Raw genomic sequence first — 24,703 nt, forward strand, 5'->3', positions numbered from 1 at the left:
CGCATATCACTTCGTTCACTGTACCGGACATGCGTTCGTCATACCGAACACTCGATCCTGCCACCCTCCGTGACATCCTCCTCGTCTGCGTCGCCGACGCCGTGGTCGGCGCCTCCTTCGGGGCCATCGCCGTCGCGGGTGGGCTCGCACCGTGGGTGCCGATCGTCATGTCCGTGCTCGTCTTCGCGGGCGGCGCCCAGTTCGCCGCCGTCGGCGTCGTGCTCGCCGGTGGCAGCCCGGTGGCCGCCGTCCTGGCCGGACTGGTCCTCAACGCCCGACTGCTGCCCTTCGGCTTCGCCGTCGCGGACGTACTGGACGACCGCCGACGCGGGTGGACCCGACTGCCGGGCGCGCACCTGATCACCGACGAAACGGTGGCCTTCGCGCTGCGGCACACCGACCCGGCGCTTCGCCGCGCCGCGTTCCGGGTCTGCGGGGTCGCCCTGTTCGTCGTCTGGAACCTGTCGGTGGCGGTCGGCGCACTGGCCGGCACCGGCCTCGGCGACCCCGCCGTGCTGGGTCTGGACGCGGCCTTTCCCGCCGTCCTGCTGGCGCTGGTGCTGCCCGCGCTCCGCGACCGCGACACCCGCAACGCGGCGCTCCTCGGCGCGGCCGTCGCGCTCGCCTGCACCCCGTTCCTCCCCGCCGGTCTGCCGGTCCTGCTCGCGCTCGTCGGCCTGACCCCCTACCTGCGCGCCTCCCGCCCCGCCGCCCCGCGCACGCCCACCGATCCGACCCGGGAGCCGTCCTGATGCCGCTGCTCGCCATCGCCCTCCTCGCCGCCGGCACCTACGCCTTCCGCCTGGTCGGCCCGCTCAGCCGGGACCGCCTGCACCTTCCCGACCACACCCACCGCCTGCTCGCGATGGCCGCGGCCGTGCTCCTGATCGCGCTGACCACCACCGGCACCCTCACCGAGACGCAGGACTTCGCCGGGTGGTCCCGCCCGGCCGGTGTCCTGGTCGCGGGCATCCTGGCCATTCGCCGCGCGCCGTTCCCGGTGGTGGTGCTCGCGGCGATCGCCACCACCGCACTGCTGCGTCTGGCGGGCGCGTCCTGATCCACGAATTTCCTTCGGCTGGCGCCCCGCCACCGACCTCGGCCCGCCCCATCGCCGCGCCATCCCGCAACTCCCCGCCCCGTCGCCGCGCCGCTCCGCAACTCCACGCCCCCAAAGGCTTCTTCACTCGCCCCCGCCCCACCCGGCCTCGCCGCCCACGCCGCGCCCGCGGTCTCGGAGGGTGGTCGGATCTCGGGCCTCGCCCCATCGCCCCGTCGACCTGCGCGTGTCAGGCTTCCCGCTCGGTGCCGCCCCATCGCCGCGTCACTCCGCAACTCCCGTCCCCCAGAGGCTCCTTCACCCCCCCGCGCCGCCTGGCCTCGCTGCCCTCGCCGCGCCGCCAGGCTCGTCGCGAGGTTGAATCGCGAAAGATGGGGATTTGGCTCACCGCACGGGGCGATTTGTCGCATCATGTGAAGTGAGAGCGGGACCGGGAGGTTCCGCGCCGTCGTTTCGGGGGGATGCGATGGAGGCTTGGCCACCGCCTGTGCGAAGGAGAACCGGCGGCGTCGGTGGGCGGGTTCGCCGTCGCCCCTGGTACGCCGCGCTCGTCGCCGTGTTCACCGCGTGTGCGCTGCTGCTCGGTGCCACGTCCGGTTGTGAGGACCCGAAGGTGTCGAAGGTGATCGGGGTCGTGGCGGGCGACCTGGGCGCCGATCCGTTCTTCTCGGTCAACTTCGGGCAGGACGCACTCGGTCTGCGTCCCAAGGTGTCCGCCGCCAACCTGTCCGGCGACACCCCCGGCCTGTTCGGCGGCTCGAACAAGGCGCGGATCTGCGACAAGGAACAGTTGATCCAATTCCTCGGCCTGGCCGCCAACCTGGTGCCCGCGACCCGGTGGATGAAGGTGCTCAAGGTCGCCGGCACACCCGCCATCCGCGCGTTCGTGACGCGGCTCACGCCGGTCCTCCTGCGCACCGACACCCTCGTGCGCAATCACACGCTCAAGAACGGCGCGCTGGTGGCCTTCGACGCGATTCTCCAAGCCGGTACCGCGGTGCTGATCGACGAGCTCGGGCAGCCGGTGGTCAAGTGCAATTGCGGGAATCCGTTGGCCCAGCCGGAGAAGGACGCCGCCCACGTACGTCTCGACACCGGCGACGCGGCCTGGAAGCGGACCGGATCCAAGCCCACGAAGGTGAAGAAGGCCAAGCAGCCGGTGAAGACGTTCGTGATCACCGACCCGACCCGGCCGGACCTCGCCGTCGCCCGACCGCCCGGCAGCGCGGGGGACCGGGACGCGCCCACCGCGCCCCCGCCGCCGCTGCCCGAGCGGGGCAAGAAGGCGACTCCGAGCGGCCCCACGGGCACCGCCGGCGTCACCGGACCGAGCGGAAGCGCGACCTCGACCTCCACCTCGACGTCCACGTCGACCTCGACCGGTACCCGCCGGCCGCCCACGTCGACAGGCACCGGTGGCACGTCCGCCAAACCCGCCGGTCCGGCCGCCGCGTCGGTGGCCCCCGCGCTCCGCTGACGCCCGGGGTGGGTCGACACGCTCCCGCCGACCCACCCCCGCGCCGCGGATCCCGGGCCCGGCCGACGTGCGGGGCGGGCACGTCGGCCGGGCCGAGGCGGATCAGTGATCCTTCGCCGCCCGTACGCTCACCACAGGACCGGCAGGCGCTCCGGGATGCGCTTGATGAAACCGGTCCGCCAGACCAGCTGATCCACCGGAACGGCCGGACGCAGTGCGGGAAGCCGGTCCACCAGGGCGGAGATCGCCACTTCGGCGTGCACCCGGGCGAGCGCGGTCGCCGGGCAGTAGCGCCGCCCCGCGCCGAACGACAGGTGTGGGTTGACGGTGCGGCCGAAGTCGATCCGCTCGGGATCCGGGAACACCGCCGGATCGAAGTTGGCGCCCTCGACCAACACCAGGACCAGTTCGCCCGCGCGCACCACCACGTCGCCGACCGGTACGTCCGCCAGCGCCAGGCGCGGCAGCCCGTCACCGATGGACAGGTTGACCCGCAGCAGCTCCTCGACGGCGACCCCGATGTCCTGCGGACGATCGCGCAGCCATCGCACCAACTCCGGTTGCCGGACCAGCGCGAGCGCCGCGTGCACCAGGAACGCCGAGGTGCTCACCGCGCCCGCGCCGAACAGGGACAGCGCGACGCTCGCCAAGGCGTCGTCGGTCAGCCCTTCGTCGGGCCCGGCCGTGCGCCGCAACTCGGCCAGCCGGGCCAGCAGGCCGGACTGTTCGGCGGCGGGCGCGTTCAGCCGGGCGCGCATGTACGCGTGATCCTTGCGCCAGTTCGCGCCCGCTCCCTCGAAGGCCCGCGGACTGGTCACGAACGCGATGTCCAGGCCCGCCATCAGCCGCCGCCGGTCCGCGAACGGGACACCGATCACCCTGCAGTGCAGCGCGGCGGAGAACGGATCCGCGTAGCCCGCGCGCAGATCCGCCGGCGGACCCTCGGTGATCAGGGCGTCGAGCAGCAGATCGGCCTGATCCCGCAACCAGTCGACGAGTTCGGCGTCGGCCCGCGGGGACAGGGCACGCATCACCTCGGTGTTCAGACCCGCACTGCGCACGTTGCCCATGGTGTTGACCACCTCCGGCGGGATGGTCAGCGCGTACTGCCTGGGCACGCCGGGTGCGGCGGTGTCCTGGAGGCTGAAGCGCTCGTCCTCCAACACCTGCTTGGCCAGCGCGTGGTCAGAGACCAGCCAGGCCGGGTCGCCGGTCAGCGTGCGGACCCGGGTGATCGGCCGGTGCTCGCGCAACTCGGCGCATTCCGCAGGGACTTCGTCACCGCGCCGGGAGAAGGGGAAATCCAGTGTGGGTGCGGGAAGTTCGATGGTCACGTGGGCTCCTGATCGGTAATGGGCGTTGGACGACCCGGTGTTGCCGGGGTGCGGTGCCAAATCACGCGTCGACGCCGTCCGGCCGCACCAGCGCGTAGGCCTGGTTCGGACGGGCGCGGAACGCGTCGCACGCGTCGGCCCGGCCGTCGGTGCGATCCGCGCCCGGCGTGGCGCCGAACAACACGCCCGTCATCGGCAGCACGGAGTGGTAGCACGACACCGACGAGGCGACCCCCAGAATCGCCGGGGTGTCGACGAAGAAAGGCAGTTCGGCCGCTATGTAGGCGACACAGGCGCGCCGCTGCTCGGGCGTCACCCGGTCGCCGGGCCGCAGTCGGGGTGCCAGGAACTCGCGCACCATGTCGTCGCAGGCGCGTCGGACCGCGCCGTCCTCGCGCAGCGCGATCCGGGCCCGGTCGTGCAGTTCGCGATACACCGGGTCGTCGGCGAACTCGGACAACGCGTGCACGCCGGGCACCCGGGACAGCGTGCCGGCCTCCTCGACGCCGCGAAGTACCCTGCGCCGTACCGCCTTGAGGTCCTTGGCGGCCCGCCTCGCGGCGTGTTCGGGGGTGTATCCGAAGGTCTCGAACATGGTGTCCACGTGCAGGTCGGCGTAGACCACGTCGATCGCGGCGAAGCGCGGGTCCGCCCAGGCGAGCAGGGCCGCGACGCGTTGCGGGGTGAAGTAGCCGTTGCCCGGGCTCACTCCGATCAGCAGGTGCTCGCCCCGATCCCAGATCGACCGGCAGGTCGCGCTGTACGGGGTGGCCGCGAAGGAGAGGGGGCGGGGCCCGGCGTCGACCGGGCGGGATCGGGGCGAGGCGTCCACCGGATGGGATCGGGGCGTGGCGTCGATGGGCAAGGAACGGGGTGGACGCGATATGGACGGTGTCGGGAAGGACTGGTTCAGCACGGATCGGCTCATGGCTCGGACTCCCGGTCACGTGAACGTGCGGAGGACACCCCTCGGCACACCGCGCCGGCGCGCGCTCGCGCCGCCCGGGTCTCGGGCCGGGCGCGAACGGGCGGCGAGCGGGACGCGGGCCCGGGGCGGGGGCGCGGCGCGTACGGGTGCCGGGGAGCGGAAGACGTACCGTCCGCGGCGCGGTCTCCGGGGCAGGGATGATCGACCCTGCCGCGGGACCGGCGGCCGGAACGGGAAGGACGCGCGCGAAAGGCGCGGATCAGCGGGCTACATGGACAGCCTCTGCCGGTACACCGCACCAGGGGCTTCGAGGCCGATGCGGTGGTCGTGCACGTGCGTGTTGCGCCCGGACGCGGGTGTCGTGTCGGTACCGACGGCCGCCGCGAAGTGGCGGGTGCGCAAGGTGGATCCCCCCAGGCGCCGCATGTCCCAATGGAGCCTCGCGCTCCCGGTGTGGCGGCGACAACCACAAGTTACCGGTGATCTCCGGAGAGTCAGCTTCGCGGTCGCAAGTTGGCGGGAACACGCGGTGCCCCGGCCGAAAATCACCTCGGTGCCGGGCGGCGGTCGCCTCCCGTCGGGAAACGTCCGCCGCCCGGCCGGGTCGCGGGGATCGGCCCGGGCCGGGGCCGGTGCCGGCGTCAGTGCTTGAGGCCGCCCATCAGCGAGGACACCGCGGCGTCGAGGGCCGCGTCGGCGCCGTCGCTCGCCGGTGGCGTGTGGTCCGGGGTGTTCAGGGCGATGTCCGTGCCGGGTGCGGCGTTCGCGACCGGCGCGGCGAGCGCGGCGGCCCCCGCGGTCAGCAGGATGCCGGCCAGAATGCGTCGAGTGTGTGTCATAGCCTGCTCAACGCCGAGACCGCCCCCCGGGCTACGCCCTGTCACCCACCCGGACCCGTACGCCGGGCCCGAATCCCTGCCGGCCGCGGTCGTCGGCCGAAGGAGCGACCCCGACCGGCGCCGCCCGCTCGTCGGCCCGGCCCACACACGGCCCGTCCCCGTACGCGAACAAAAAAGCTTGGACAGCCCCCGGGCGCGGGTTGTTAGCCTGGCCCGCATGTCTACGCCCCGAGTGTCCTAGCAAGAGGACCCGCTTACACGTCACCCGTGTGTCCTCTTGCCATCTCGGAGCGTAATTCCATGATCACCCTTCGCGGTGTCGACGTACGCGTCGGCGCCCGCCTGCTGCTGTCCGGCGTCGACTTCCACATCGCCCCCGGCGACCGGATCGGCCTGGTCGGCCGCAACGGCGCGGGCAAGACCACCCTGCTGGAGACCGTGGCCGGCAGGATCCGGCCGACCGCCGGAACCGTCACCCGTACCGGTTCGCTCGGCTACCTGCCCCAGGACTCCCGCGCGGCCGACCCGACGGTCACCGTCACCGACCGGATCCGATCCGCACGCGGCCTGGACCGGGCGGACCGCGCGTTGCGGTCGGCCGAGACCGCGTTGGCCGACGCGCCCGGCCCGGCCGCGCTGGAGCGGGCGATGCGCGCCTATGTTCGGGCCGAGGCGGAATTCCAGGCGCGCGGCGGGTACGCGGGCGAGGCCGAGGCGGCCCGGGTCGCCGCCGGCGTCGGCCTGCCGGAACGCGTGTTCGATCAGCCCGTCGGCACGCTCTCCGGCGGCCAACGGCGCCGCGTGGAACTGGCCCGCATCCTGTTCGCCGACCACGGCACGCTGCTCCTGGACGAGCCGACCAACCACCTCGACGCCGACTCGATCGACTGGCTGCGCGGCTTTCTGCTCGCCCATCGGGGCGGTCTGGTGCTGATCAGCCACGACACGTCGCTGCTCGCCGCCACCGTCAATCGGGTTTTTCACCTCGACCCGCGACGCGCCGCACTCGATGTGCACAACACCGGGTGGTCCGGCCATCTCGCGCAGCGCGCCGCGGACGAACGCCGGCGGACCCGCGAGCGGGCCAACGCCGAACGCAAGGCCGCGTCCCTGCACGCCCAGGCGGATCGGATGCGCGCCAACGTCGCGACCGCGGTGGCCGCGCGCAACATGGCCCGCCGCGCGGACCGGATGCTGGCCGACCTGGAACCGGCCCGGCGCGCCGACCGGCACGCCCGCATCCGGTTTCCCGAACCGGCCCCCTGCGGGCGCATCCCGCTGGGCGCGATCAGCCTGACCAAGTCCTACGGCGACCACCGCGTGCTGACCGGCGTCGACCTGGCCGTCGACCGGGGCAGCCGGCTGGTCGTACTCGGCCGCAACGGTGCCGGCAAGACCACCCTGCTGCGCGTCCTCGCCGGGCACGAGAGGCCGGACGGGGGTCGCGTGGTGGCCGGCTCCGGGTTGCGCCTGGGTTATTTCGCCCAGGAACACGAAACCCTGGACCCCGTCCGTTCGGTCCGCGACAACCTGGCCGCGGCGGCCCCGCACCTGAGCGACGGCGAAGTACGGCGGGTGCTGGGCGGGTTCCTGTTCACCGGGGACGACGCGGACAAGCGGGCCGCGGTGCTCTCCGGCGGCGAGAAGACCAGGCTCGCGTTGGCCGGCCTGGTTCACTCGGGCGCCAACGTGCTGCTGCTCGACGAGCCCACCAACAACCTCGACCCGGCCTCCAGGGACGAGGTGCTCGCGGCGGTCGATACCTATCCCGGCGCGATCGTGATGGTCACCCACGACCGGGGCGCGATCGAGTCGCTGCGCCCGGACCGGGTGCTGCTGCTCCCGGACGCCGCCGAGGACCTGTGGAGCACGGACTACCTGGACCTGGTCGCGCTCGCCTGACCCACCGGCGACCGTCGGCGGACGGGCCCGACCCACCCGGACCCGTCCGCCACCCGGCTCCGACCGGCCCTATGCGGCTCCGCCGACTCCGACCGGCCCCGACCACCGCCGACCGGCTCAGCCGGCCCGTCGCGCCTCGATCAGGAACCGGGCCGAGTGGGCGACGAACGGGCCGTCGCGCTGGATGAGTTCGTGCAGGTCGCGAAGCCGGTCCCGGTAGGCGTCCACGGTGAAGCCGGGCACCATCCAGATCACCTTGCGCAGGAAGTAGACCACCGCGCCGATGTCGAAGAACTCCATCCGCAGCCGCTCCGAGCGCAGATCCACGATCTCCAGCCCGGCCGCCCGCGCGTCGGCGCTCTCGGTGTCGGGGTGTCGATGTTCGCGGGCCTCGGGCTGCGGCCCGAGGAAGTACTCGACCAGCTCGAACACCGACGCGGGACCCACGTGTTGGGCGAAGTAGGTACCGCCGGGGCGCAGCACGCGGGCGATCTCGGTCCACCACACCGTGGCCGGATGCCGACTGGTGACCAGGTCGAACGCGGCGTCGGCGAACGGCAGCGGCGGCTCGTCCGGGTCGGCGACCACGACCGCGCCGAGCGGGTGCAGCAACCGGGTGGCCTTGGCCAGGTTCGGCGGCCAGGACTCGGTGGCGACCATCGTCGGCGGCAACTTCGGCGCGCCGGCGAGCACCTCGCCCCCGCCGGTCTGGATGTCCAGCGCCGCCGACACGCCCGCCAGCCGCTCGCCCATCAGTCGCTGGTAGCCCCACGAGGGGCGCGCTTCGACGGCTCGCCCGTCGAGCCAGGAGAAGTCCCAGCCGTCCACGGACGCCGCCTCGGCCTCGGCCGACAGATCCTCAAAGGTGCCTGACATAGCCGAATCATTACCGTGAATGATCGAAATACCAAGAATTCCGCCCCGCCTCCCGGTTCGGCCGACGGGCCGGTTCCGACTGGGCGAATCTCTCCACACCAGGGCGGTTCGAATCCCGAGCGAAGCTCCCGCCCGGCTGTCGTCCGCCACCCGTCGCCTCATCCGAAACCGACCCGACCCGACGCGTCCCGTCCCGACTCGATGCGTCCCGACCCGTCCCGACCCGACCCGACGCGTTTCCATCCGACCTAGCCGACGAACTCGCGATCGCCGTGGTGGATCGTGGCCTGGGACCAGTCGCCGCCCAGGGTGCCGACGAAGCGCCGGACCAGGTCGCTGTCCGCGCGGTCCGCGACCAGTATCAGTGTGCCGCCGCGGACGGTGACCGAGCCGCCGAACAGGCGGTCGCGCGCCTCGGGGTCGGCGGCCAGCCCGTCGTGCAGGCGCTGTACGGTCACGCCCGGCACCTCGACCTCGATCGCGTCCGCGCGCGGCGAGTCGGCCCGCAGGTACTCGAACGTCAGCACCGACTCCTGGGCGTAGCGCTTGCGCAGCACCTCCGCGAGGTGGTTGAGCCGCGCGGCGTCGATGTCGTCGACGTCGAACTCGCGCGAGCGCTCGTAGGTGGCCTTCCGCAGGTCGCCGGACCAGAACACGCCGTCGAGCAGCGAGGACTTCTCCGGGTCGGCGCCGTGCGCGCGGACGATCGCCCGCACCTCGCACGCGAACCGGTTCAACCGGGTGTTCAGCCGGGGATCGTTCGGATCGCTGATCACCGCGGTGTTGTCGGTGACGAAGATCTCCGCGTCCGGCAGGTGTCGGCGGGTGTGACCGGGCGAGGCGTCGGCCGCGCACGCGGGAGCGTGCGATGTGGCGGCGACCGCGGTCCGGGCGCCGCCGGCGCCGATGGTGATGCCGAACGCGAGGACGAGGGCCGCGGGCCAACGCTTCATCGAGGTTCCCCCTGGGATGGCCGAGTGGTGCGGGACGGCATTACGCCGAACGAAATGATCATGAAACGCTCAAGATACCGAAGCGGCGCCGACCGCGGGCGGAACGAAGCCGATTCCCGCGCCGGAGCCCGCTGCCGGTCCAGGCCGGCGGTCCCCGCTGCCGGCCCCCGGCATCACGTTCGCGCGTCCGCGCGCTCCGCCCGGAAGATGCCGAACAGCACGCGCAGGACCAGGACGCAGCTCACCACCAGCAGGTTGTAGCCGAACAGTTGGTACAGGCCCACGCTGTCGCCCACGCGCGGCCCGCCCTCGGTGCCCAGCAGCAGCACGGCCATGATCCCGGCCGTCGCGCCGAGCACCGTCAGCAGCGTCCGGTGCAGCATGGACGTGAGCACGTGGCGGTCGCGTTCGTCGGCCAGCAAACGCACGTTGACCCCCAGCCGGCCCTCCTCCAGCGCCCCCGTCACCCGCTCGAACCGGCGCGGAAGGCGGCGCAAAACCGGTAGCAGATGCAGCAGTTCGCTGGTCGCGGCATCGCGCAGACCGGCCGGCTCCAAGCGGTCGGTGACGTGCTTGGTCGCGTAGCCGCGCGCCTCGGCGAAGATGTCGAAGCCCGGTTCGATGCCGGTCAGCGTGCCCTCGACGGTGGCCAACGCGCGGAAGACGGCGGCGATCTCCGGTGCCACGGTCAGCTCGAACGCGGACACCAGCCGGAACAGGTCGGTGAACATGGCCAGATCCGGCGTCAGGCCCGCGCTGAGATGGCGGGCCATGAACTGGCCCAGCGCGCGTTGCAGCCGCTGCTCGTCCAACTCCGCCGGGCGGGTCACCACCTGGAGCAGTGCGTCGGACATCGCGGCCGGATCGGCGCGCCCGAGAGCGAGCAGCAGTTCCTGGAGCCCGGCCCGCAGTTGCGCGTCGATCCGACCCACCGAGCCGAAGTCGAGCAGCGCCAACCGGCCGTCGGCGAGCAGCATTATGTTGCCCGGGTGCGGGTCGGCGTGGAAGATCCCGTCGAACATGAGCTGTCGCAACAACTCGCCCAACAACATCCGGGCCAACTCGCCCCGATCGACGCCGCGCTCGTCCAGCGTCGCGAGGGCGCCGCCCAGCGGTATGCCGTCCAGCAGGTCGAGCACCAGCACCCGCGCGGTGCTCAGCTCGGGATGCAGCCCGGGCAGGATCAGCCGGGCGTCGCGCCGTCCGGCGCCGGCGGCGGTCACCGCGGCGGTGTTGCGCGCCTCGATCCGGAAGTCCAACTCCTCGCGCAGCGCCACCGCGAAGCCGTCGGCGAGCTCCACCAGGCCCAGCGCGTGCCCCCACGTGGTGCGCCGGTCCAGGCTCGTCGCCAGCCGGGCCAGGATGTCCAGATCCCGCTCGACGATCGGCCCGATCCCCGGGCGCTGCACCTTGACCACCACCTCGACGCCGGAACGCAGCCGGGCGCGATGGACCTGGGCGATCGACGCGGCCGCCAGCGGCTCGGGATCGAACTCGGCGAACACCTCGGTCACCGGCGCGCCCAGTTCGGCGGTCAGCACCCGCTCCACCTCCGCCCAGGGCGCGGGCGCGACCCGGTGCTGGAGCAGCGCGAGCGCGTCCACGAACTCGACCGGCAGCAGGTCGCGGCGGGTGGACAGCACCTGGCCGAGCTTGACGAACGTGACCCCGCCTTCCTGGAGCGCCTCCTGCAACGAGCGGGCCAGACCCGCCCGCCGACTCGCCTGATCGGCCCGCCGCCCGCGCAGGTAGGGCCCGAGTCCGTGCCTGGCCGCGATCCGGCTGATCTGCGAATAGCGGCGCCCGCGCGCGAAGCGCCGGCGCAGCCCGCGGACGAACTCGACCGTGCCCGGCCACGATCCGCTCGGCACGAGCGCCTCGGACACCACGATGAAGGTCATCGCGGCGAGCAGCGCCACGCCGAGCGTGATGGTCATGAAGACGCCGGGATTGTGCCGTTGCACGCTGCCGCCGAGCGCCCACGACACCACGAGTCCGAGCAGCCCCGCGGCGAGCGTGCGGCGGGTGCCCACGGGCAGCCCGAGCAACCGCCGGGCGCCCCAGGCCAGTCCGAGGGTGAGCAGGAGTGCGGTGATCGCGGTGGCCGGCCACAACACGGCGGGGTTCACCTCGGCGTCGGCCGCGCTCAACACGGGCACCACCGGAAGCGATCGGGTTGGATGCGTCCGCCGCCGGACGGCGACAATCTTCGCGACATGCCGATGAGACCTTCCCCGAGTGATCACGCAAGTGCGCAGGAGAACCTATCGTCCGGGCGCGAACACGACGCGAATCCGAGTACGGGTACTCAGGTCGGCCGATCCGCCGGTGGCCCAGGATGAGGTCCATGATCAACCGCCGGTCGTACCCGACCCCGCCACCCCCGGCATGGCAGCCGCCGTCCCCCTGGATGGTGCCGGTGCGCCCGCACGGTGCCTGGTACCTCGCGCCCGCCCTGTCGGCCGGGCTGAGCGGCCTGTCCCTGGTGACCGCCGGGGTGGTCTGGTCCGGTATGCGGGTACACAAGTCGATATCCGACACCACCACGTACGGGGACGGCGGGGCGGTCCCGTGGTACCTGTGGGACAACCATCAGGGCACGGTCGACCTGCTGTTGGCCCTGTCCGTGCTCACCGCCGTGCTCGCCGTCGGCGGTTTCGTCGGCCTCACCGTCGCCCGCCGCCGCGACCGCCGCGACCCGACCCGGGCAACGCGCACCCGCGGCTGAACGCACGCCCGCGACACCCGGGTCGGACCGGCCCGCGGCGATTCGCGCCGCCGCGGCCCGGAACGTGAACCGGGGCATCGTCGGGACGAGATCCCGAAGATGCCCCGGTCGTCGACCGATCGACGCGCGCCGCGTCAGCCCTTGATGACGGTGACGTTCTCCGCCTGGGGACCCTTGGGTCCCTGGGTGACGTCGAACTCGACCAGGTCGTGCTCCTCCAACTGCCGGAAGCCGGTGCTCTGGATGGCCGAGAAGTGCACGAACACGTCCGGGCTGCCGTCGTCCTGCTCGATGAAGCCGAAGCCCTTGTCCGCATTGAACCACTTCACTTTGCCTGTTGCCATCTATCCATTCCTTCACCTGATGACCACGACGCGTCGTGGGTGACGCGTCGGCCGGAGCCTCATCGCGACCGCGGCCCCCGAGATTTCCCGCCCCGGCATCGGTGAAACACCCAAGTGGCGGGCGCCCGGCGGTGCGACGGGCTCTGTGCTCCCGGCTCCGGCGGACCGGGCGGGATGCGCCCGGTCCGCCGGATTCACTCGATCGCCCGACCGGCGGGCGGTTCAGGGGTGCCGGCCCGCCGAGCGGTGGGCGGCCGCCTCGTCGAGCAGGAAGGCCGGGCTCTGGGTGGTCTCGTCGTAGTCGTCGTAGTAGCGGTGATAGACCGGCGTCAGACCGCCGGAGACGGGCGGCACGATCCAACTCCAGTCCGCCGGACACGTGCGGCCCGCCTCCGCCTCGCGCCGCACGTGACGCAGGAAGCGTTCGGATTCGGTGTGGTGGTCGGTGATGGTCGCCCCGGCCGCGTCGAACGAGTGCAGCACGGAGCGGTTGAGCTCGATCAGGGCCCGGTCCCGCCACAGCGTGCGCTCGCTGGAGGTGTCCAGGCCGAACAGCGCGGCGATCGCCGGGAGCATGTCGTAGCGATCCGCGTCGACCAGGTTGCGGGCACCGATCTCGGTGCCCATGTACCAGCCGTTGAACGGCGCCGCGCTGTAGGAGACGCCGCCGATCTCCAGGCGCATGTTGGAGATCGCCGGGACCGCGTGCCAGCGCAGGCCCAGCGCGGCGAACCCGGGGTGCTCGGGATGGGACAGTTCCACCTCGCGGATCGCGTCCGAGGGCAGTGCGTACGCGCGGAGCCTGCCGCCCTCGTCCTCGACGATCAGCGGTAGCGGGTCGAAGTCGGTGCCGGCCCCGTGCCAACCGAGTTCGCACGCGAGTTCGGTGATGCCCAGGTTGCGGCCGTCGCCGACGAGGCTGCCGTCCGTCCGGCGGTAGCCGGCGTAGCGGATGAGCTGCTCGTTCCAGATCCGCACCTTCGGCCCGGTGGGGGTGTCGGGCGCGAAGACGGTGATCGTGGGCCGGATCCGGCCGCCGCGCCAGGTCTCGCGCAGGTGTCCCGCGCACTGGGCGGCCACCTCGTCCGGGCGACTGACGTGCCGGCGGTCGCGCACGGACAGGCTGTTCCAGTACAACCGGCCGATGCAGCGGGCCGAGTTGCGCCAGGCGACCCGGGCGCCCCAGGTGAGTTCGGCCGAGGTGTGGGTGTAGGTGCCGGTCTCCCGGATCTGCTCGGCGATCTCCCGCCGGCGGGCCTCGGGATCGGTGGGCGAGTTGCTCTCCTGATGGAAGCGGTCCAGGAACGCGAGGGCCTGCGCGAGGTCCACGGCGCCGTGGGCCCGCGCGGGCGGGGCGGGTGGGGCGGGTACTTCGTGGTGCGGTTCGGGGCACGACGGCTGATCACCGCGGAGCCGGGTGATGCTCTGCTCGGTCAAGGTTCTCCTGGGAACCGGCTCGGTGCGACCACGGGTCGCGGGAGCCTGTTTCGGATCCGGTGGGGTACGCGTGGGAGTCGGCGGCCGAAGGATCAGCCCGGCACCTCCGCGCCGACCGGGGTGGCCGACTCGGCCGCGAGGTGGGCGGCGTACGCCCCGACGACCGGGTCGTGGTGGATCTGTCTGCGGCTCAGGCCGAGCCTGCGCAGCACGCGCGCGCTGTCCAGCACCATCGCGGGCGGCCCGCTCAGGTACGCGTCGCAGTCGTAGCGAGGCCCGTACTCCCTGACCACGTCGGAGACCCCTCCGCTGATCCCCGCCAAGGTCAGGTCGTCGAGCGCGGGCCGCACGCGCAGCCAGGACACCCGCTGGGACAGCCGCAGCAGGTCCTCCAGCCCGTACAGGCCGCTGTGCGCACTGGCGCCGTAGAACAGGTCGACGAAACGATCGGTGCCGTAGTAGGCCATCTCCTCGACCATGGCCTTCAGCGGCGCCAGTCCCGTGCCGCCCGCCACGCACAACACCGGGTTGGGTGCCAGGTGGTCGACGACCATCTCGCCCATGGCGGCGCCCAGTTTGATCCGATCACCCGGTTTCGCCTTGTGTACCAGGGCGTTGCTCACCCAGCCCGCCGGCACCGAGCGCACGTGGAAGGTGAGCAGGCCCTGCGGGTCGGGTGCGTTGGCGATCGAGTAGGCCCGCCATACCCGTGGCCACCACGGGGTTTCCAGGAACGTGTACTGGCCTGCCCGGTAGGGGAACATCAGGTCCGGGCGGACCGTGACCACCGCGATGTCGTCGGCGGGCTTCTCGTGTGCGACGATCTCCGCGGTCCAGTGTGGGGGGTTGGTCTTGGCGTCCTCGTCGGCCGCGCCGATCATGATGCCCGCCGCGGCGCCGTAGGCGCGCACCCAGGCGGACTGCACGGCGTCGTTCCAGGTATCGCCGCTGAATCGCGCGAGTGCGGCGACCAGGCACTCGCCGACCAGGTCGTAGTGCTCGGCGATGACATCGAACTTGCGATGGTCACGACCGAGTTGGCCGAGGAATCCGCTCAGTGCCGGAGCGTTGTCCAGGTCACCGACGATGCGGATCAGCGCGTGCAGCAGACGATCGCGCTGGACGTCCATCGCCGGGGGGAACAGGTCGCGCAGCGCGGGTTGCCGCAGGAACAGGAGAGCGTAGAAGTGGGACGTGACATCTGCGGCCTGGGGGGCGACGGCCGCGAGATTTTGTCGGATGAGTTCTGCGTCTTGAGATTCCAAAATCGGCCCATCGGTAGCCCTTCCGCATGAGGGTTGTCCGGCCGGGTCCGTCGAGAGTCCTTCACGGAACACCGGCGGCCGGAACACGATCATGGGCTTGTCGTACCGGCGTCAAGTCGAAGGCCCGGTTCCGGTTACGGATGAACAGAAGTCTTTGATGGGATGGTTGGTGGCGGTTCGCACCCCACTCTCCGCATCCATACGGTCACGTATGGCTGGGTGAATTGCCTGGTGGGAGGCCGAATTCAAGCCGGCACCGGAGCATGGGCGAAAGCCGCGAAGACGCCCGGATGGGCCGGCGCGCGGCTGGGTCGGTTCGGCGAGGGCGGCGGCGGGGCATGGGGGTGCCGGGCACAGCGCCCGACCCGGGTCGAGCATCGGGAGGACGGACGCCCGGCGCCTCGATGTCCGGTGCCGCGCCGACGACCGCCGACCGGAGCACCCTTGTGCGCCGGCCGGTGGTGGGGTTGGATGCGGTGTTCCTCGACACGGTCCGCGGAACACCGGGACGCGGAGCGTGTGCCGACGCGCGAACTCCGCCGAACCCGGCGGGGTTCGGCGAAGCCGGAGCGGACCTCGGCAGACCTCGGCGGACGACGTCAGCGCGGGGTGATCTCGCCGTGGGCCCGGGCCAGGAACAGGTATCCCGCACCGTTGACCTTGATGCCGGCGCGCTCGTCCTCGGTGAGTTCGCGCTTGATCTTGGCCGGTACGCCCGCCACCAGCACGCCGGGCGGCACCCGCATGCCCTGGGGGACCACGGCACCGGCGGCGACCAGGGCCCCCGCGCCGATGTGCGCGCCGTTCAGGACGGTGGAGTTCATCCCGACCAGGACGTCGTCCTCGATCGTGCAGCCGTGCAGCACCGCGTTGTGGCCGACGGACACGCGGGCGCCGATCGCGGTCGGGAACTCCGGGTCGCTGTGCACGGTGCAGTTGTCCTGGATGTTGGTGTCCGGGCCCACCACGATCGATTCGGCGTCGCCGCGCAGCACCGCGCCGTACCAGACGCTCGCGCCGGCGGCGAGGGTGACGGCACCGATCACCGTCGCGTTCAGGGCCACGAAGGCGCCGGGGTCGATCTGCGGTTCCCGATCGCCCACCGCGGCGATCAGCGGGTTCGTCATGGTCCTCCTCCTCGGCGGATGGACCTCGGTCGGGCCCGTCGCGGTCGCACTTTAGTGCGGTGGATGGGCGCCATACTGGCGGGATGGTCGACAAGCAGGGGTTGCCGATGATGGGCGCGGAGCGGCTCCGGGGGATGTGCCTCGGGTTCAACGGGGCCGTGGAGGAGTTTCCGTTCGGGCGCAATCCGGACCTGTCCACGTTCAAGGTGGGCGGCAAGATCTTCGCGTTCTCGGCGCTGACCGACCCGGAGCCGTTGCGGGTGAGCCTGAAGTGCGACCCGGAACTGGCGATCCGGCTGCGTGCCGAGCACCCGGCGATCGAGGCCGGCTACCACCTGAACAAGCGGCACTGGAACACCGTGATCCTGGACGGCTCGCTGCCGGAAACGCTGGTGCGCGATCTGATCGAGGACTCGTACGACCTCGTGGTCGCCCAACTGCCGAAGCTGCAACGCCTGAAACTGGACTGGCCGGGTCAGCGGCCGGAAGGGGTCTAGGCGACCCTGGGGAGCCGAAAAGCCGGGGCCGGCGGGCCGTGCGCGGCGTGCCGAGCGGTGCGGAATCCGGCCGGCGACGGCCGATTCGCTCGCCGGGCTTCGGAGCGCGCCTTTCGGCGGTTCGGCCGGGTATCCGGCGGACCGGTATCGGTGCACGTCAAAGGCCCTTTCGGGCAGTCGCGGCAGGTCCGGCGACAGCCGATTCCGGCGTTGTCCGGCGGTTGTGGAGGGCGCGGGGCGCGGGCGATCGATTGTGGGTCGGATTCGGTGAGTTGCCGGCGGCTCGGGGCGCGGATCAGGGCCACGAACGGCCGTTGCCACGCCGAATGCGCGAAATCCGTTCGGCGGATGCGCGAGTCGGCGCGTATTTCCCGATTACCGCACCCCCCGAAGGCCGCCGCCGGGCCGGGATCACCACCCGTCCGCACCGCCTCGGGCCTTGTGCCACAAGGGGAAACCGCCCCTCGCTCGGTCAACATCGGGACCGGACACCAGGATTTGTGAAGCGTTGCGCGGATCTCCGCACGGGCCCCCGTCGTTGATCCAAGGGGGTGTTTCGAGCGCTACTTTGCTGCGGTTCGAAATGCCCCCCGTGTGACGGAGAGTTACAGTCATGGAAATGGGTACTGGCGCAACGGCGTTCGACCCGATCGGTCGGATGGTCCGGCCGGTCGAAAGCGATCGGTACCCCCGCACCACGAAAGGCGTCTCATGAACAAGGCACAACTCGTCGAAGCCATCGCCGACAAGCTCGGCGGCCGGGCTGCGGCCGAGGAAGCGGTCGACGCGGTCCTGGACACCATCATCCGTTCGGTCGTCGCCGGGGACCGGGTCTCGGTCACCGGCTTCGGCTCGTTCGAGAAGGTCGAGCGCGCCGCCCGGTACGCCCGTAACCCCCAGACGGGCGAACGGGTTCGGGTCAAGAAGACCTCCGTGCCGCGCTTCCGCCCCGGCCAGGGCTTCAAGGACCTCACCGGCGGCGCCAAGAAGCTGACCCGGGGCGAGACCGCGATCAAGAAGGCCTCGCCGGGCACGGTGACCGGCGGTACCACCGTCGCGGGCAAGAAGGCCGCGGCGAAGAAGACCACCGCGAAGAAGGCCACCGCCAAGAAGACCGCCAAGAAGGCGACCACGCGGGCCACCGCGGCCAAGACCGCCGCCCCGGCCCGCAAGACCGCGGCGAAGAAGGCCACCCCCAGGGCGGCCGCGAAGACCACGGCCGCGAAGACGACCGCGGCGAAGAAGACCACCGCCAAGAAGACCACCGCCAAGAAGACCACCGCGAAGGCGACGGCGAAGAAGACCACCGCCAAGAAGACCACCGCCAAGCCCACCAGCCGCAGCACGCCCGGCCGCAAGACGACCGCGGCCAAGCGCACGACCAGCGCTCGCACCGCCAAGCGCGCCTGAGGACCACCCGGTCGGATGCGATGGTCGGACCGCCCGCGCCGGGCGGTCCGACCGGGGGCGCCGTGACGGAACGCCTCGGAGGTCCCGACGGAGCGTTCCGACGGCGGTTCGCCCGGCACACTCGTGTCGCCGGTCAACGCCGCCGTCGGAGCCCGTCCGCCTCGGCCGCCCGTCCGCCTCGGCCCGCCCGACCGCCCCGACTCGCCCATTCGTGCGGGTCGGGCCCATGCGTACGAGCCCGGTCACCCGTACGGCCCTGATCCGCCGGCCCGCTCAGCCCGCGTTCAGCTCCGCGACGATCGATGCCGGCGAATGCCCGCTCCCGTCGGATTGCCGATGGAAGTCCACGGCGACGAAGTTCGGGCTTCGGCCCGCGGCCGTCCCGCACTGTTGTGCGATGCGATCACGCAGCTTGGTCCCGTTGTCCAGGGCGGCCGTCCCGATCGTCGGCACATTGCGGAAGTGGCTCATCGCGAACAACCGACGAAAGCCCGGCTCGGTCCGGTTCAGCGGCACGTCCGACCATCGACTCGTGCAGGCCAGGTCGTTGCCCAGGTCGCCCAGACTCCAGTAGTTCTGCACGGTCCAGTCCTTGTCGTACATCACCCCCAGGCGCTCCTTGCCGGGCTTGTCGGAGAACACCAGCAGCCGTTTGTTCGCGGTGACCAGGTCCGCCACCCTCGGCCAGCCGCTGTCCCGCACCCCGGCGGTGTCCGGCCGGAACAGCAGCTCCGGCAGCCCGCGCACCCGCTCCAGGGACCGACGCAGCCGATCGGTGTCGACGTAGTCCTCCAGGAACACGGTCACCACCTCCAGCGGATTCGCGTTCAGGAAGTCCACCACGGTCTGCATGGTCGCCGCGAAGCTCTGCCGGGGCAGCGCGTAGGTCACCCCCGCGAACGCCTTGCAGTCGCCGTGACACAGGTACACGTCGCTCGGGTAGCAGTCGCTGCCGAAGCTGATGACGCACAGGCCGGTGCTGTATTCGTACCAGTGCGTGTCGAGCATCAGCCCGCGCACGCCGCGATCCAACTGCCCGCGCACCGACTCGGACTGGTTGACCGAGGACCACCGCGAATCCTCGTAGTTGGTGAACGAGTTGTGCGTGGTCAGCGAAGTGACCTGGTCGAGACGGTCGTTGCCCCACCGTTGCTCCGCGGCGGTGAGGGTGGCCGCGGTGGCACGGGTGGTCGTGGCGACGGAGGCCGCGGACGGGACGAGGGCGGCCAGGAGGGCGAGCACGACCACCAGAAGCGCGTTCCGGGGCCGGCCCGCCGGGCGGGATCCGCCGGAGGACCGAGGAGGTCCGCCGGATCCGGGTGGAGCGGCCGATATACCGCTGGAAGAGTCCATGGCAGGGGAACGTACACGGGACCATCCGGCTTTTGACCCCTCTCCGCGCACCGGCGTCACACCACCAGGAGCGCCTGATCCCAGCCCGCCGTCGGGCGACCCTCGGCGTACGCGTCCAGGGCGAGCACGACACCCGCCGCGCCCTCCAGGAACGCCGGTACGTCCACGCCCCGCGCGACGCGGGTCATCGTCGAGCGGAAGCCGAAGCGGTACTCGTCGCGATATCGGGCGAGCACCAACGCGGCCAACTCGTCCCGGACGGCGGGCAGTCGGGCGTCGTCCAGGTGCTCGGCCAGCAAACCGAGCAGGTGCAACAGTCCGCCCCAGCCGTGGCACAGCGCCGGATCGTCGATGCCCCACTCCGTGATCGGCGTGCCGAGCAGACCGGACAACGAACGGCGGGTGAGTTCGTGCCAGTCGGGCCGGTCGAGGGCGAGCGCCGCCAACTGCACCGCGCGCGAGACCCCGGGGACGCCGTAGCACCAGGACGGGCGCTGCGCCGGGGAGTCGGGGTCGGGCTCGGACGCCCACTGCTCCAGGGTGCGATACGCCGGCCACCACAGGCCGTCGCCGGCGGGGACCGCGCATCCGGCCAGCAGCGCCACCAGCCGCTCGATCGCGGCGTGTTGGCCCGGTACCCGTACGCCCGCGCGCCAGGTCAGCGCGAGCAAGGCCAGCGGTCCCGCGACGCCGTGCGACAGGCCCAGGTTCAGATGCCCGGCGGGCATCTCGACCTCCTGGCCCAGCTTGGGCGCCGCCAGGGTCCACCAGCGCGGCACCTTGCGACCGCGGTGGAGGATCTCGCCTTCGGCCAGCCCGACCAGGTGGGACAGCACCATCCGCAACTCGTCGCCGTCGGCGTCGCGGGCCAGCAGGTAGCGGCCGATCCCGGTCAGTCCGCGCACGGTCTCGAACTCGCCGTTGGTGGCGAGCGGTGCGTTGGTGCGCGGGCGCGGCAGGGCTGCCCGGACCACCCGGCGCTGGTGCTCGTCCATCCGGGTCAGCGCGCTCACGTACCCGCCGGTCGCCCGGTGCGCGACCAGGGTGGCGAAGGCGACCGACCCCGGTCCGGTGAAGATGCCGCCCGCGGGGAAGCGCTCCCGGGCCAGTACGGCCATCGCCCGAGCCAGGTGGGCGTGCGCGCGTTCGGCGTGCCCGGGAGCGCGCCTGGTGCTGCCGCTGAAGGCCAGGGAGACGCCGGGGAACCCGCTGGAGAGCGACAGGTCCGTCCACAGCGGCTGCTCGCCGCCGTCCCGCGAGGCGCCGGCCAGCACCTCGGTGTCGGCGGCGACGGCCGCCGGATCGGCCAGCCGGTCCAAGACCCGGGCCACGATCACCCGCGCCCGCCCCGCGTGGCGGGGTTCGGCGGTCGTGCCGACCGCCGTGCCGCCGGCCGCCGTCGGCTCAGCCATCCCGACCGCCCCTCTCCGTGTCGTTCGCGGCACCGGAACCCGTGGTGGCGCCCGCCGCGTTCTCGACGCTCGATCGCGCACCCGCACCCGCGTGCGCGGCAGTGGAGCCGGCGGCGCCCGGGTGCGCGGTACCGGTCCGCGCCGGCGCGTGCGCGAGCCGGCCCAGGTGGTCGCACGCGATGCCGCGCAGGATCGTGTAGCCGCGCTGTTCGCCCGCCCGGTCGATGCCGAGCAGCCGGTTGTGCTGCATGTGCAACAGCCCGAGTACGGCGTTCTCGTGCGCGGCACCGGCCGGACGGCGGCCCGCGTCGGACAGCACGATCTCCCCGTACGCCCGGCCGTACGGCGGCCGGGACCACAACTCGGCGAGCGCCGGGACGCCCAGGCGCTCGCCGACCGCCGCGGCCGTGCGGCCCGGCCGGATCAGCTCCCGGACCAGGGCGCGATGCCGGCGGAACGCGCTCTGGTCGGGTTCCTTGGCGAACGCGTACCGCACCCACGAGGGCCAGTCCCAGTCGCCCAGACTCTCCAGGAGCAGTGCGTGGTTGACCGCGATCAGCACCTCGTCCGGCACCGCGAGCGCGCCGCGCGCCCGCAGGCCCAGTTGGGCCAGCGCCGACCTGCTGTCCAGCGTGAACAGGCGCTCGGCCGCGGCCAACGCGTCCGGCCCGCCGTAGCGTTCGGTCTCCGGCTCGTACACGTCCAGCGCCATCGTGCGGATCGCGCCCGCCTCGCGCATCGCCCGTACGCGTCGCGCCAGTTCCGGCAGCACGCGCTCGGCCAGCGCCGCCGGATCGCCGTGCAGCCGGATCCGGATGTGCGGTTCGGGGTCCACGTAGCGGATGAAGAACCAGCGGTCGACCCGCTCCCCGACCTCGGCGAGCAGCGCGGGCAGGTGCACCCGGAGCAGCTCGTCGTGCGTGTCCGAGGTCGCGTACAGCTTCGCGAACAGCCAGTCCTCGCCCGGCAGACGGTAGTCGGCGTCGGCGGGTCCGGCCGTCGCCGTCGCCGTCGCCGTCGCGGTCGCGGTCCCGGCCTCGGGTCGGCGGGTCAGCGGGACGACCACCTCGGTGCCGTGCCCGTCGGCCCAGCCGAAGCCGCGACCGTCCTCGGTCAGGTCCTCGAACAGGGCGAGCCGGCCCTTGCGCACCTCGTGGCGCAGCAGCGTGCGGTGCCAGGACTCACCCAGGTCGAGCCCGTAGACCCGATCCCAGTGCACCACCTGGACCCGGTCCGGCACGCCGTACCGATCGCTCCATTCGCGCAGCGCGCGGTCGAACTCGCGCGGATCCTCGACCGCCGCGCGCATCGCGTGGTCCGGGGTCCAGCGGCGCGGCGCGGCGACGACCCGGCCGAAGCTCACCCGGGGCAGCAGCGGCAGCGCCTCCAGACCCGCCCAGTCCCAGCCGGTCCAGGTCCGGGACCGGCCGAAGACGATGTCCACCATCAGCCGGACCACCTTGGGCGCCTCGCGATCCAGCGCCAGCATGTGCGGCACCACGGGCATCACACGTTGTCCGGTCTCGGCCGAAGTCAGCGTCAGACCGTGGGCGTCGACGCCCACGAGCAACGCGCGCCAGTCCAGACAGTGCGGATCGCGCCGATCGGCGTACACCCCGACCGGGATCTGGTGGGGCAGCAGTTCGGGTACCTGGATCATGTTCAGCGCACGGGCGGTGTGCGGCCGGAACGTCACCTGGGCGGGCAGCGTGCCGGGGTCCGCCGCGGCGCGCACCAGCTTGGCCAACTCGGCGGTACTGTCCGTGAGTTCGGCGAAGCGGCCGGCCATCGAGCCGGCCACCCACGAGCCCGCGTGCGGGGTGGCGACCAGCTTGAACCGGCCCCGGTCCAAGGCGGCGACGTCGTGCGCGAGCAGTTGGAAGCACAGATCGAGCGAGTTCGGCGGCGCGGCGGGCTCGCCGTGCTCGGACTGTGCGGTGTCGGCCAGCCGGTCGATCAGCTCCGGCGTGAGCCGCAGTTCGCGATCGTCGCGCAGCAGGGCGTCCTGGACCAGTTCGGCGGTCAGTACCCGTCGGTCGCGGCCGGGCCGGTAGCCGGTGGTCGGCCGGTCGCCCACGGCGAGGCGTTCGCCGTAGCCGGTCGGGAAGCCCAGGCCGCGGTGTGGGTCGACGAGTTCGGCCAGCGGCACGGTGCGGGTGGTGCCGTACCGCTCGACGAAGCGGTTGCGGTAGTCGCGCATGTGTTCGTGGGTGACCCACGCGTCGGACAGGGCCCACATCGCGCCGGCGTAGGTGCTCGCCTCCTCGGCCACGGCCCGGGGCAGGGTGAGTTCGGCGTCCATCCGCAGGTCCACCTGGATCGGCGGATGGGCGGCGTTCGTGTGCGGATCGACCAGGGTCATCAACCGGCGCCAGGGCGCGGTGCCTTCGCCGGGCCGGGCCTTCTCGTACTCGCGCACGGCGGCCCGGGTCGCCCGGAACTCCCTTGCCACGTCCGGCATTTCCTCGACGGCGGCGTCGATACGATCGAGCAGCGCGTCGTCCAGGCGGTGCGGGGTGATCGAACTGAGCAGGAAGCCGTGCCGCAGCAGTTGCGCCACCGAGGCGTCGAGGCGATCGCGCGGCGCGCCGGGGAAGGCCTCGCCGACCCGGTCGAGCAGGGTCTCGTACGGGACGGGGTGGGTCGCGATCGTGCGCAGGTGCGCGATCAGGGGGCTGTGTCGGACCGAGATCTCGCGTTCGGGCCCGGTCAGCACCAGGCGGTCGCCGCGCACCCGGCACAGGTCGTTGAGCAGCACGTCGACGCGGCCTCGGATCTCGGGGGCGGCGAGCCAGTCCCGGACCCGCTCGTCGAGTCGACCGGCGTCCAGGCGGACCGCCTTGTCACCGGGGCCGCGCACGCTCACCTGGGCGGACGCGCCCAGACGGGCCGCGGTCACGCCCGCGAACAGGCCGAACGGGGTGGGTCGGCCGGCCATCCGCAGCGCGTACCGGGTCACCGACAGCGCGGTGCCGGCCAGCCGCTTCGGGCCGGGGTCGATGCCCTCGTCGATCCGGTCCAGGGCGGCGGACAGACTGCCGCTGGCGACCCTGACGGCCTCGCGCAGCAGCGGGTCGGCGGTGATCCGCCGCAGTCCCTCGAGGGTGTGCGCGTCGGCCGTGTCCACGACCGGCTCGACGCGGTCCGGGCCCGGGTCTGTGTCCGCGCGCGGCACACTCGCCATGCGCACGAAGACGAGCCCGGCCGGTTCGTATTCGCTGTTCGGCGCGTCGTGTCGGCCAGTGTTCGGACCGTCTTCGCGCTCGGCATTCCGCTCGGAGTGTCGCACCGTGTTCCGCACCGACCCCATGCCCGTGTGAGCGGCTCTCGCCGGAGGTTGACACCCGGGGGCGGGCAGACCCGCCCGCCCCCGGAAGTACAGGTCAGGCGCAGCAGATCGGACAGCGCGACTGCACACCGTACGTGCTCGGCGACGTCCAGCCACCGCCGGCCGAGCCGAAGGCGGACGCCTCCAGCTCGCCGTCCGCGATGCGGACGTCGAGGTCCAGGTCGGCGAAGTCGCGCGTCTCGGTGGTTTCTTCGAGCAGAATCTTGTCGTTCATGACAACTCCCGCGATATCGGTCGCAATGCTTTGGTGGGCGCTGCGATTCGAGGAGATCTGTTTGATCTCGGGGAGGACGCTAAGCGTTGAATAGGCGGCCGAACAAGAACGATTATTGGCCATTCGGAGCGGCTGGAAATCTCCCTGCGGAATCCGTGACCAGGCTCCTACCCTGCAAGGATGCCGGGCGGGCGTGGG

General features: G+C 72.2%; 21 protein-coding genes. 7 read left to right on the top strand and 14 right to left on the bottom strand.

What is annotated here, in order from left to right; genetic code table 11:
- The first annotated feature begins 29 nt into the window (after positions 1-29).
- The 3 genes from ACWCPW_RS16595 (at position 30) to ACWCPW_RS16605 (ending at position 2,537) form a co-directional block, all read left to right on the top strand.
- Complete coding sequence (locus ACWCPW_RS16595) at positions 30-752, top strand: AzlC family ABC transporter permease (protein ID WP_449762257.1); 723 nt, start codon at positions 30-32, stop codon at positions 750-752.
- On the top strand, positions 752-1,060 hold the full coding sequence (locus ACWCPW_RS16600; RefSeq protein ID WP_449762258.1) for an AzlD domain-containing protein: 309 nt from the start codon (positions 752-754) through the stop codon (positions 1,058-1,060). Before ACWCPW_RS16595 ends, ACWCPW_RS16600 begins: the two co-directional genes overlap by 1 nt.
- Positions 1,061-1,547: 487 nt before the next feature.
- Positions 1,548-2,537, top strand: coding sequence for a DUF6777 domain-containing protein (locus ACWCPW_RS16605; protein ID WP_449762259.1), 990 nt, complete (start codon positions 1,548-1,550; stop codon positions 2,535-2,537).
- Positions 2,538-2,665: 128 nt separating this feature from the next.
- Here the strand turns inward: ACWCPW_RS16605 and ACWCPW_RS16610 are convergent, their stop codons facing one another.
- The 3 genes from ACWCPW_RS16610 to ACWCPW_RS16620 all read right to left on the bottom strand — a co-directional run bounded on the left by ACWCPW_RS16610 (position 2,666) and on the right by ACWCPW_RS16620 (position 5,638).
- Positions 2,666-3,871, bottom strand: coding sequence for a cytochrome P450 (locus tag ACWCPW_RS16610; protein ID WP_449762260.1), 1,206 nt, complete (start codon positions 3,869-3,871; stop codon positions 2,666-2,668).
- Positions 3,872-3,932: 61 nt separating this feature from the next.
- Complete coding sequence (locus ACWCPW_RS16615) at positions 3,933-4,799, bottom strand: tRNA-dependent cyclodipeptide synthase (RefSeq protein ID WP_449762261.1); 867 nt, start codon at positions 4,797-4,799, stop codon at positions 3,933-3,935.
- A gap of 641 nt (positions 4,800-5,440) precedes the next feature.
- On the bottom strand, positions 5,441-5,638 hold the full coding sequence (locus tag ACWCPW_RS16620; RefSeq protein ID WP_449762262.1) for a hypothetical protein: 198 nt from the start codon (positions 5,636-5,638) through the stop codon (positions 5,441-5,443).
- 300 nt (positions 5,639-5,938) lie between these two features.
- Between ACWCPW_RS16620 and ACWCPW_RS16625 the strand changes: the two genes are divergently transcribed.
- Positions 5,939-7,540 carry an ABC-F family ATP-binding cassette domain-containing protein gene (locus tag ACWCPW_RS16625; protein ID WP_449762263.1) on the top strand — a complete coding sequence of 534 codons (1,602 nt, stop codon included), beginning with the start codon at positions 5,939-5,941 and terminating at the stop codon, positions 7,538-7,540.
- Positions 7,541-7,657: 117 nt separating this feature from the next.
- Here ACWCPW_RS16625 and ACWCPW_RS16630 read toward each other — a convergent pair whose 3' ends face one another.
- The 3 genes from ACWCPW_RS16630 to ACWCPW_RS16640 all read right to left on the bottom strand — a co-directional run bounded on the left by ACWCPW_RS16630 (position 7,658) and on the right by ACWCPW_RS16640 (position 11,528).
- Complete coding sequence (locus tag ACWCPW_RS16630; RefSeq protein WP_449762264.1) at positions 7,658-8,416, bottom strand: class I SAM-dependent methyltransferase; 759 nt, start codon at positions 8,414-8,416, stop codon at positions 7,658-7,660.
- 248 nt (positions 8,417-8,664) lie between these two features.
- On the bottom strand, positions 8,665-9,369 hold the full coding sequence (locus tag ACWCPW_RS16635; protein ID WP_449762265.1) for a hypothetical protein: 705 nt from the start codon (positions 9,367-9,369) through the stop codon (positions 8,665-8,667).
- 173 nt (positions 9,370-9,542) lie between these two features.
- Complete coding sequence (locus tag ACWCPW_RS16640) at positions 9,543-11,528, bottom strand: ABC1 kinase family protein (RefSeq protein ID WP_449762266.1); 1,986 nt, start codon at positions 11,526-11,528, stop codon at positions 9,543-9,545.
- A 188-nt stretch (positions 11,529-11,716) separates the two neighbouring features.
- Between ACWCPW_RS16640 and ACWCPW_RS16645 the strand changes: the two genes are divergently transcribed.
- On the top strand, positions 11,717-12,097 hold the full coding sequence (locus tag ACWCPW_RS16645; protein WP_449762267.1) for a hypothetical protein: 381 nt from the start codon (positions 11,717-11,719) through the stop codon (positions 12,095-12,097).
- A 134-nt stretch (positions 12,098-12,231) separates the two neighbouring features.
- Here ACWCPW_RS16645 and ACWCPW_RS16650 read toward each other — a convergent pair whose 3' ends face one another.
- The 4 genes from ACWCPW_RS16650 to ACWCPW_RS16665 all read right to left on the bottom strand — a co-directional run bounded on the left by ACWCPW_RS16650 (position 12,232) and on the right by ACWCPW_RS16665 (position 16,270).
- Positions 12,232-12,441, bottom strand: a complete 210-nt coding sequence (locus ACWCPW_RS16650; protein WP_449762268.1) for a cold-shock protein — start codon at positions 12,439-12,441, stop codon at positions 12,232-12,234.
- 222 nt (positions 12,442-12,663) lie between these two features.
- Entirely contained in the window at positions 12,664-13,770 is a 1,107-nt protein-coding gene (locus tag ACWCPW_RS16655) for a nitric oxide synthase oxygenase (protein ID WP_449762369.1), read from the bottom strand.
- Positions 13,771-13,970: 200 nt separating this feature from the next.
- Positions 13,971-15,143: a globin domain-containing protein gene (locus tag ACWCPW_RS16660; RefSeq protein WP_449762269.1), complete on the bottom strand. Its 1,173-nt coding sequence runs from the start codon at positions 15,141-15,143 to the stop codon at positions 13,971-13,973.
- A 599-nt stretch (positions 15,144-15,742) separates the two neighbouring features.
- A complete protein-coding gene (locus ACWCPW_RS16665; RefSeq protein WP_449762270.1) occupies positions 15,743-16,270 on the bottom strand; it encodes a gamma carbonic anhydrase family protein in 528 nt (175 codons plus the stop codon).
- A 107-nt stretch (positions 16,271-16,377) separates the two neighbouring features.
- Between ACWCPW_RS16665 and ACWCPW_RS16670 the strand changes: the two genes are divergently transcribed.
- Complete coding sequence (locus tag ACWCPW_RS16670) at positions 16,378-16,767, top strand: MmcQ/YjbR family DNA-binding protein (RefSeq protein WP_449762370.1); 390 nt, start codon at positions 16,378-16,380, stop codon at positions 16,765-16,767.
- A 711-nt stretch (positions 16,768-17,478) separates the two neighbouring features.
- The gene (locus ACWCPW_RS16675; protein WP_449762271.1) at positions 17,479-18,177 is read left to right on the top strand and encodes an HU family DNA-binding protein; all 699 of its coding nucleotides are present in this window, start codon (positions 17,479-17,481) and stop codon (positions 18,175-18,177) included.
- A gap of 273 nt (positions 18,178-18,450) precedes the next feature.
- Here ACWCPW_RS16675 and ACWCPW_RS16680 read toward each other — a convergent pair whose 3' ends face one another.
- From ACWCPW_RS16680 to lanA, 4 genes are all read right to left on the bottom strand, one after another.
- Positions 18,451-19,425: a PI-PLC domain-containing protein gene (locus tag ACWCPW_RS16680; RefSeq protein ID WP_449762272.1), complete on the bottom strand. Its 975-nt coding sequence runs from the start codon at positions 19,423-19,425 to the stop codon at positions 18,451-18,453.
- Positions 19,426-19,586: 161 nt separating this feature from the next.
- Entirely contained in the window at positions 19,587-20,942 is a 1,356-nt protein-coding gene (locus ACWCPW_RS16685; RefSeq protein ID WP_449762273.1) for a lanthionine synthetase C family protein, read from the bottom strand.
- Positions 20,935-24,126, bottom strand: coding sequence for a lantibiotic dehydratase (locus ACWCPW_RS16690; RefSeq protein ID WP_449762274.1), 3,192 nt, complete (start codon positions 24,124-24,126; stop codon positions 20,935-20,937). The genes ACWCPW_RS16685 and ACWCPW_RS16690 overlap by 8 nt, the downstream gene beginning before the upstream one ends.
- 199 nt (positions 24,127-24,325) lie before the next feature.
- On the bottom strand, positions 24,326-24,505 hold the full coding sequence (gene lanA / locus ACWCPW_RS16695) for an SCO0268 family class II lanthipeptide (RefSeq protein WP_395859213.1): 180 nt from the start codon (positions 24,503-24,505) through the stop codon (positions 24,326-24,328).
- Between the last annotated feature and the right edge of the window lie 198 nt (positions 24,506-24,703).

The organism is Embleya sp. NPDC001921 (genome assembly GCF_053594475.1).

Coding starts and splice junctions, on each gene's coding strand:
- ACWCPW_RS16595 (WP_449762257.1), top strand. CDS start 30: ATGCGTTCGTCATACCGAACACTCGATCCTGCCACCCTCCGTGACATC.
- ACWCPW_RS16600 (WP_449762258.1), top strand. CDS start 752: ATGCCGCTGCTCGCCATCGCCCTCCTCGCCGCCGGCACCTACGCCTTC.
- ACWCPW_RS16615 (WP_449762261.1), bottom strand. CDS start 4,799: ATGAGCCGATCCGTGCTGAACCAGTCCTTCCCGACACCGTCCATATCG.
- ACWCPW_RS16620 (WP_449762262.1), bottom strand. CDS start 5,638: ATGACACACACTCGACGCATTCTGGCCGGCATCCTGCTGACCGCGGGG.
- ACWCPW_RS16625 (WP_449762263.1), top strand. CDS start 5,939: ATGATCACCCTTCGCGGTGTCGACGTACGCGTCGGCGCCCGCCTGCTG.
- ACWCPW_RS16630 (WP_449762264.1), bottom strand. CDS start 8,416: ATGTCAGGCACCTTTGAGGATCTGTCGGCCGAGGCCGAGGCGGCGTCC.
- ACWCPW_RS16635 (WP_449762265.1), bottom strand. CDS start 9,369: ATGAAGCGTTGGCCCGCGGCCCTCGTCCTCGCGTTCGGCATCACCATC.
- ACWCPW_RS16645 (WP_449762267.1), top strand. CDS start 11,717: ATGATCAACCGCCGGTCGTACCCGACCCCGCCACCCCCGGCATGGCAG.
- ACWCPW_RS16650 (WP_449762268.1), bottom strand. CDS start 12,441: ATGGCAACAGGCAAAGTGAAGTGGTTCAATGCGGACAAGGGCTTCGGC.
- ACWCPW_RS16665 (WP_449762270.1), bottom strand. CDS start 16,270: ATGACGAACCCGCTGATCGCCGCGGTGGGCGATCGGGAACCGCAGATC.
- ACWCPW_RS16670 (WP_449762370.1), top strand. CDS start 16,378: ATGATGGGCGCGGAGCGGCTCCGGGGGATGTGCCTCGGGTTCAACGGG.
- ACWCPW_RS16675 (WP_449762271.1), top strand. CDS start 17,479: ATGAACAAGGCACAACTCGTCGAAGCCATCGCCGACAAGCTCGGCGGC.
- ACWCPW_RS16685 (WP_449762273.1), bottom strand. CDS start 20,942: ATGGCTGAGCCGACGGCGGCCGGCGGCACGGCGGTCGGCACGACCGCC.
- ACWCPW_RS16690 (WP_449762274.1), bottom strand. CDS start 24,126: ATGGCGAGTGTGCCGCGCGCGGACACAGACCCGGGCCCGGACCGCGTC.
- lanA (WP_395859213.1), bottom strand. CDS start 24,505: ATGAACGACAAGATTCTGCTCGAAGAAACCACCGAGACGCGCGACTTC.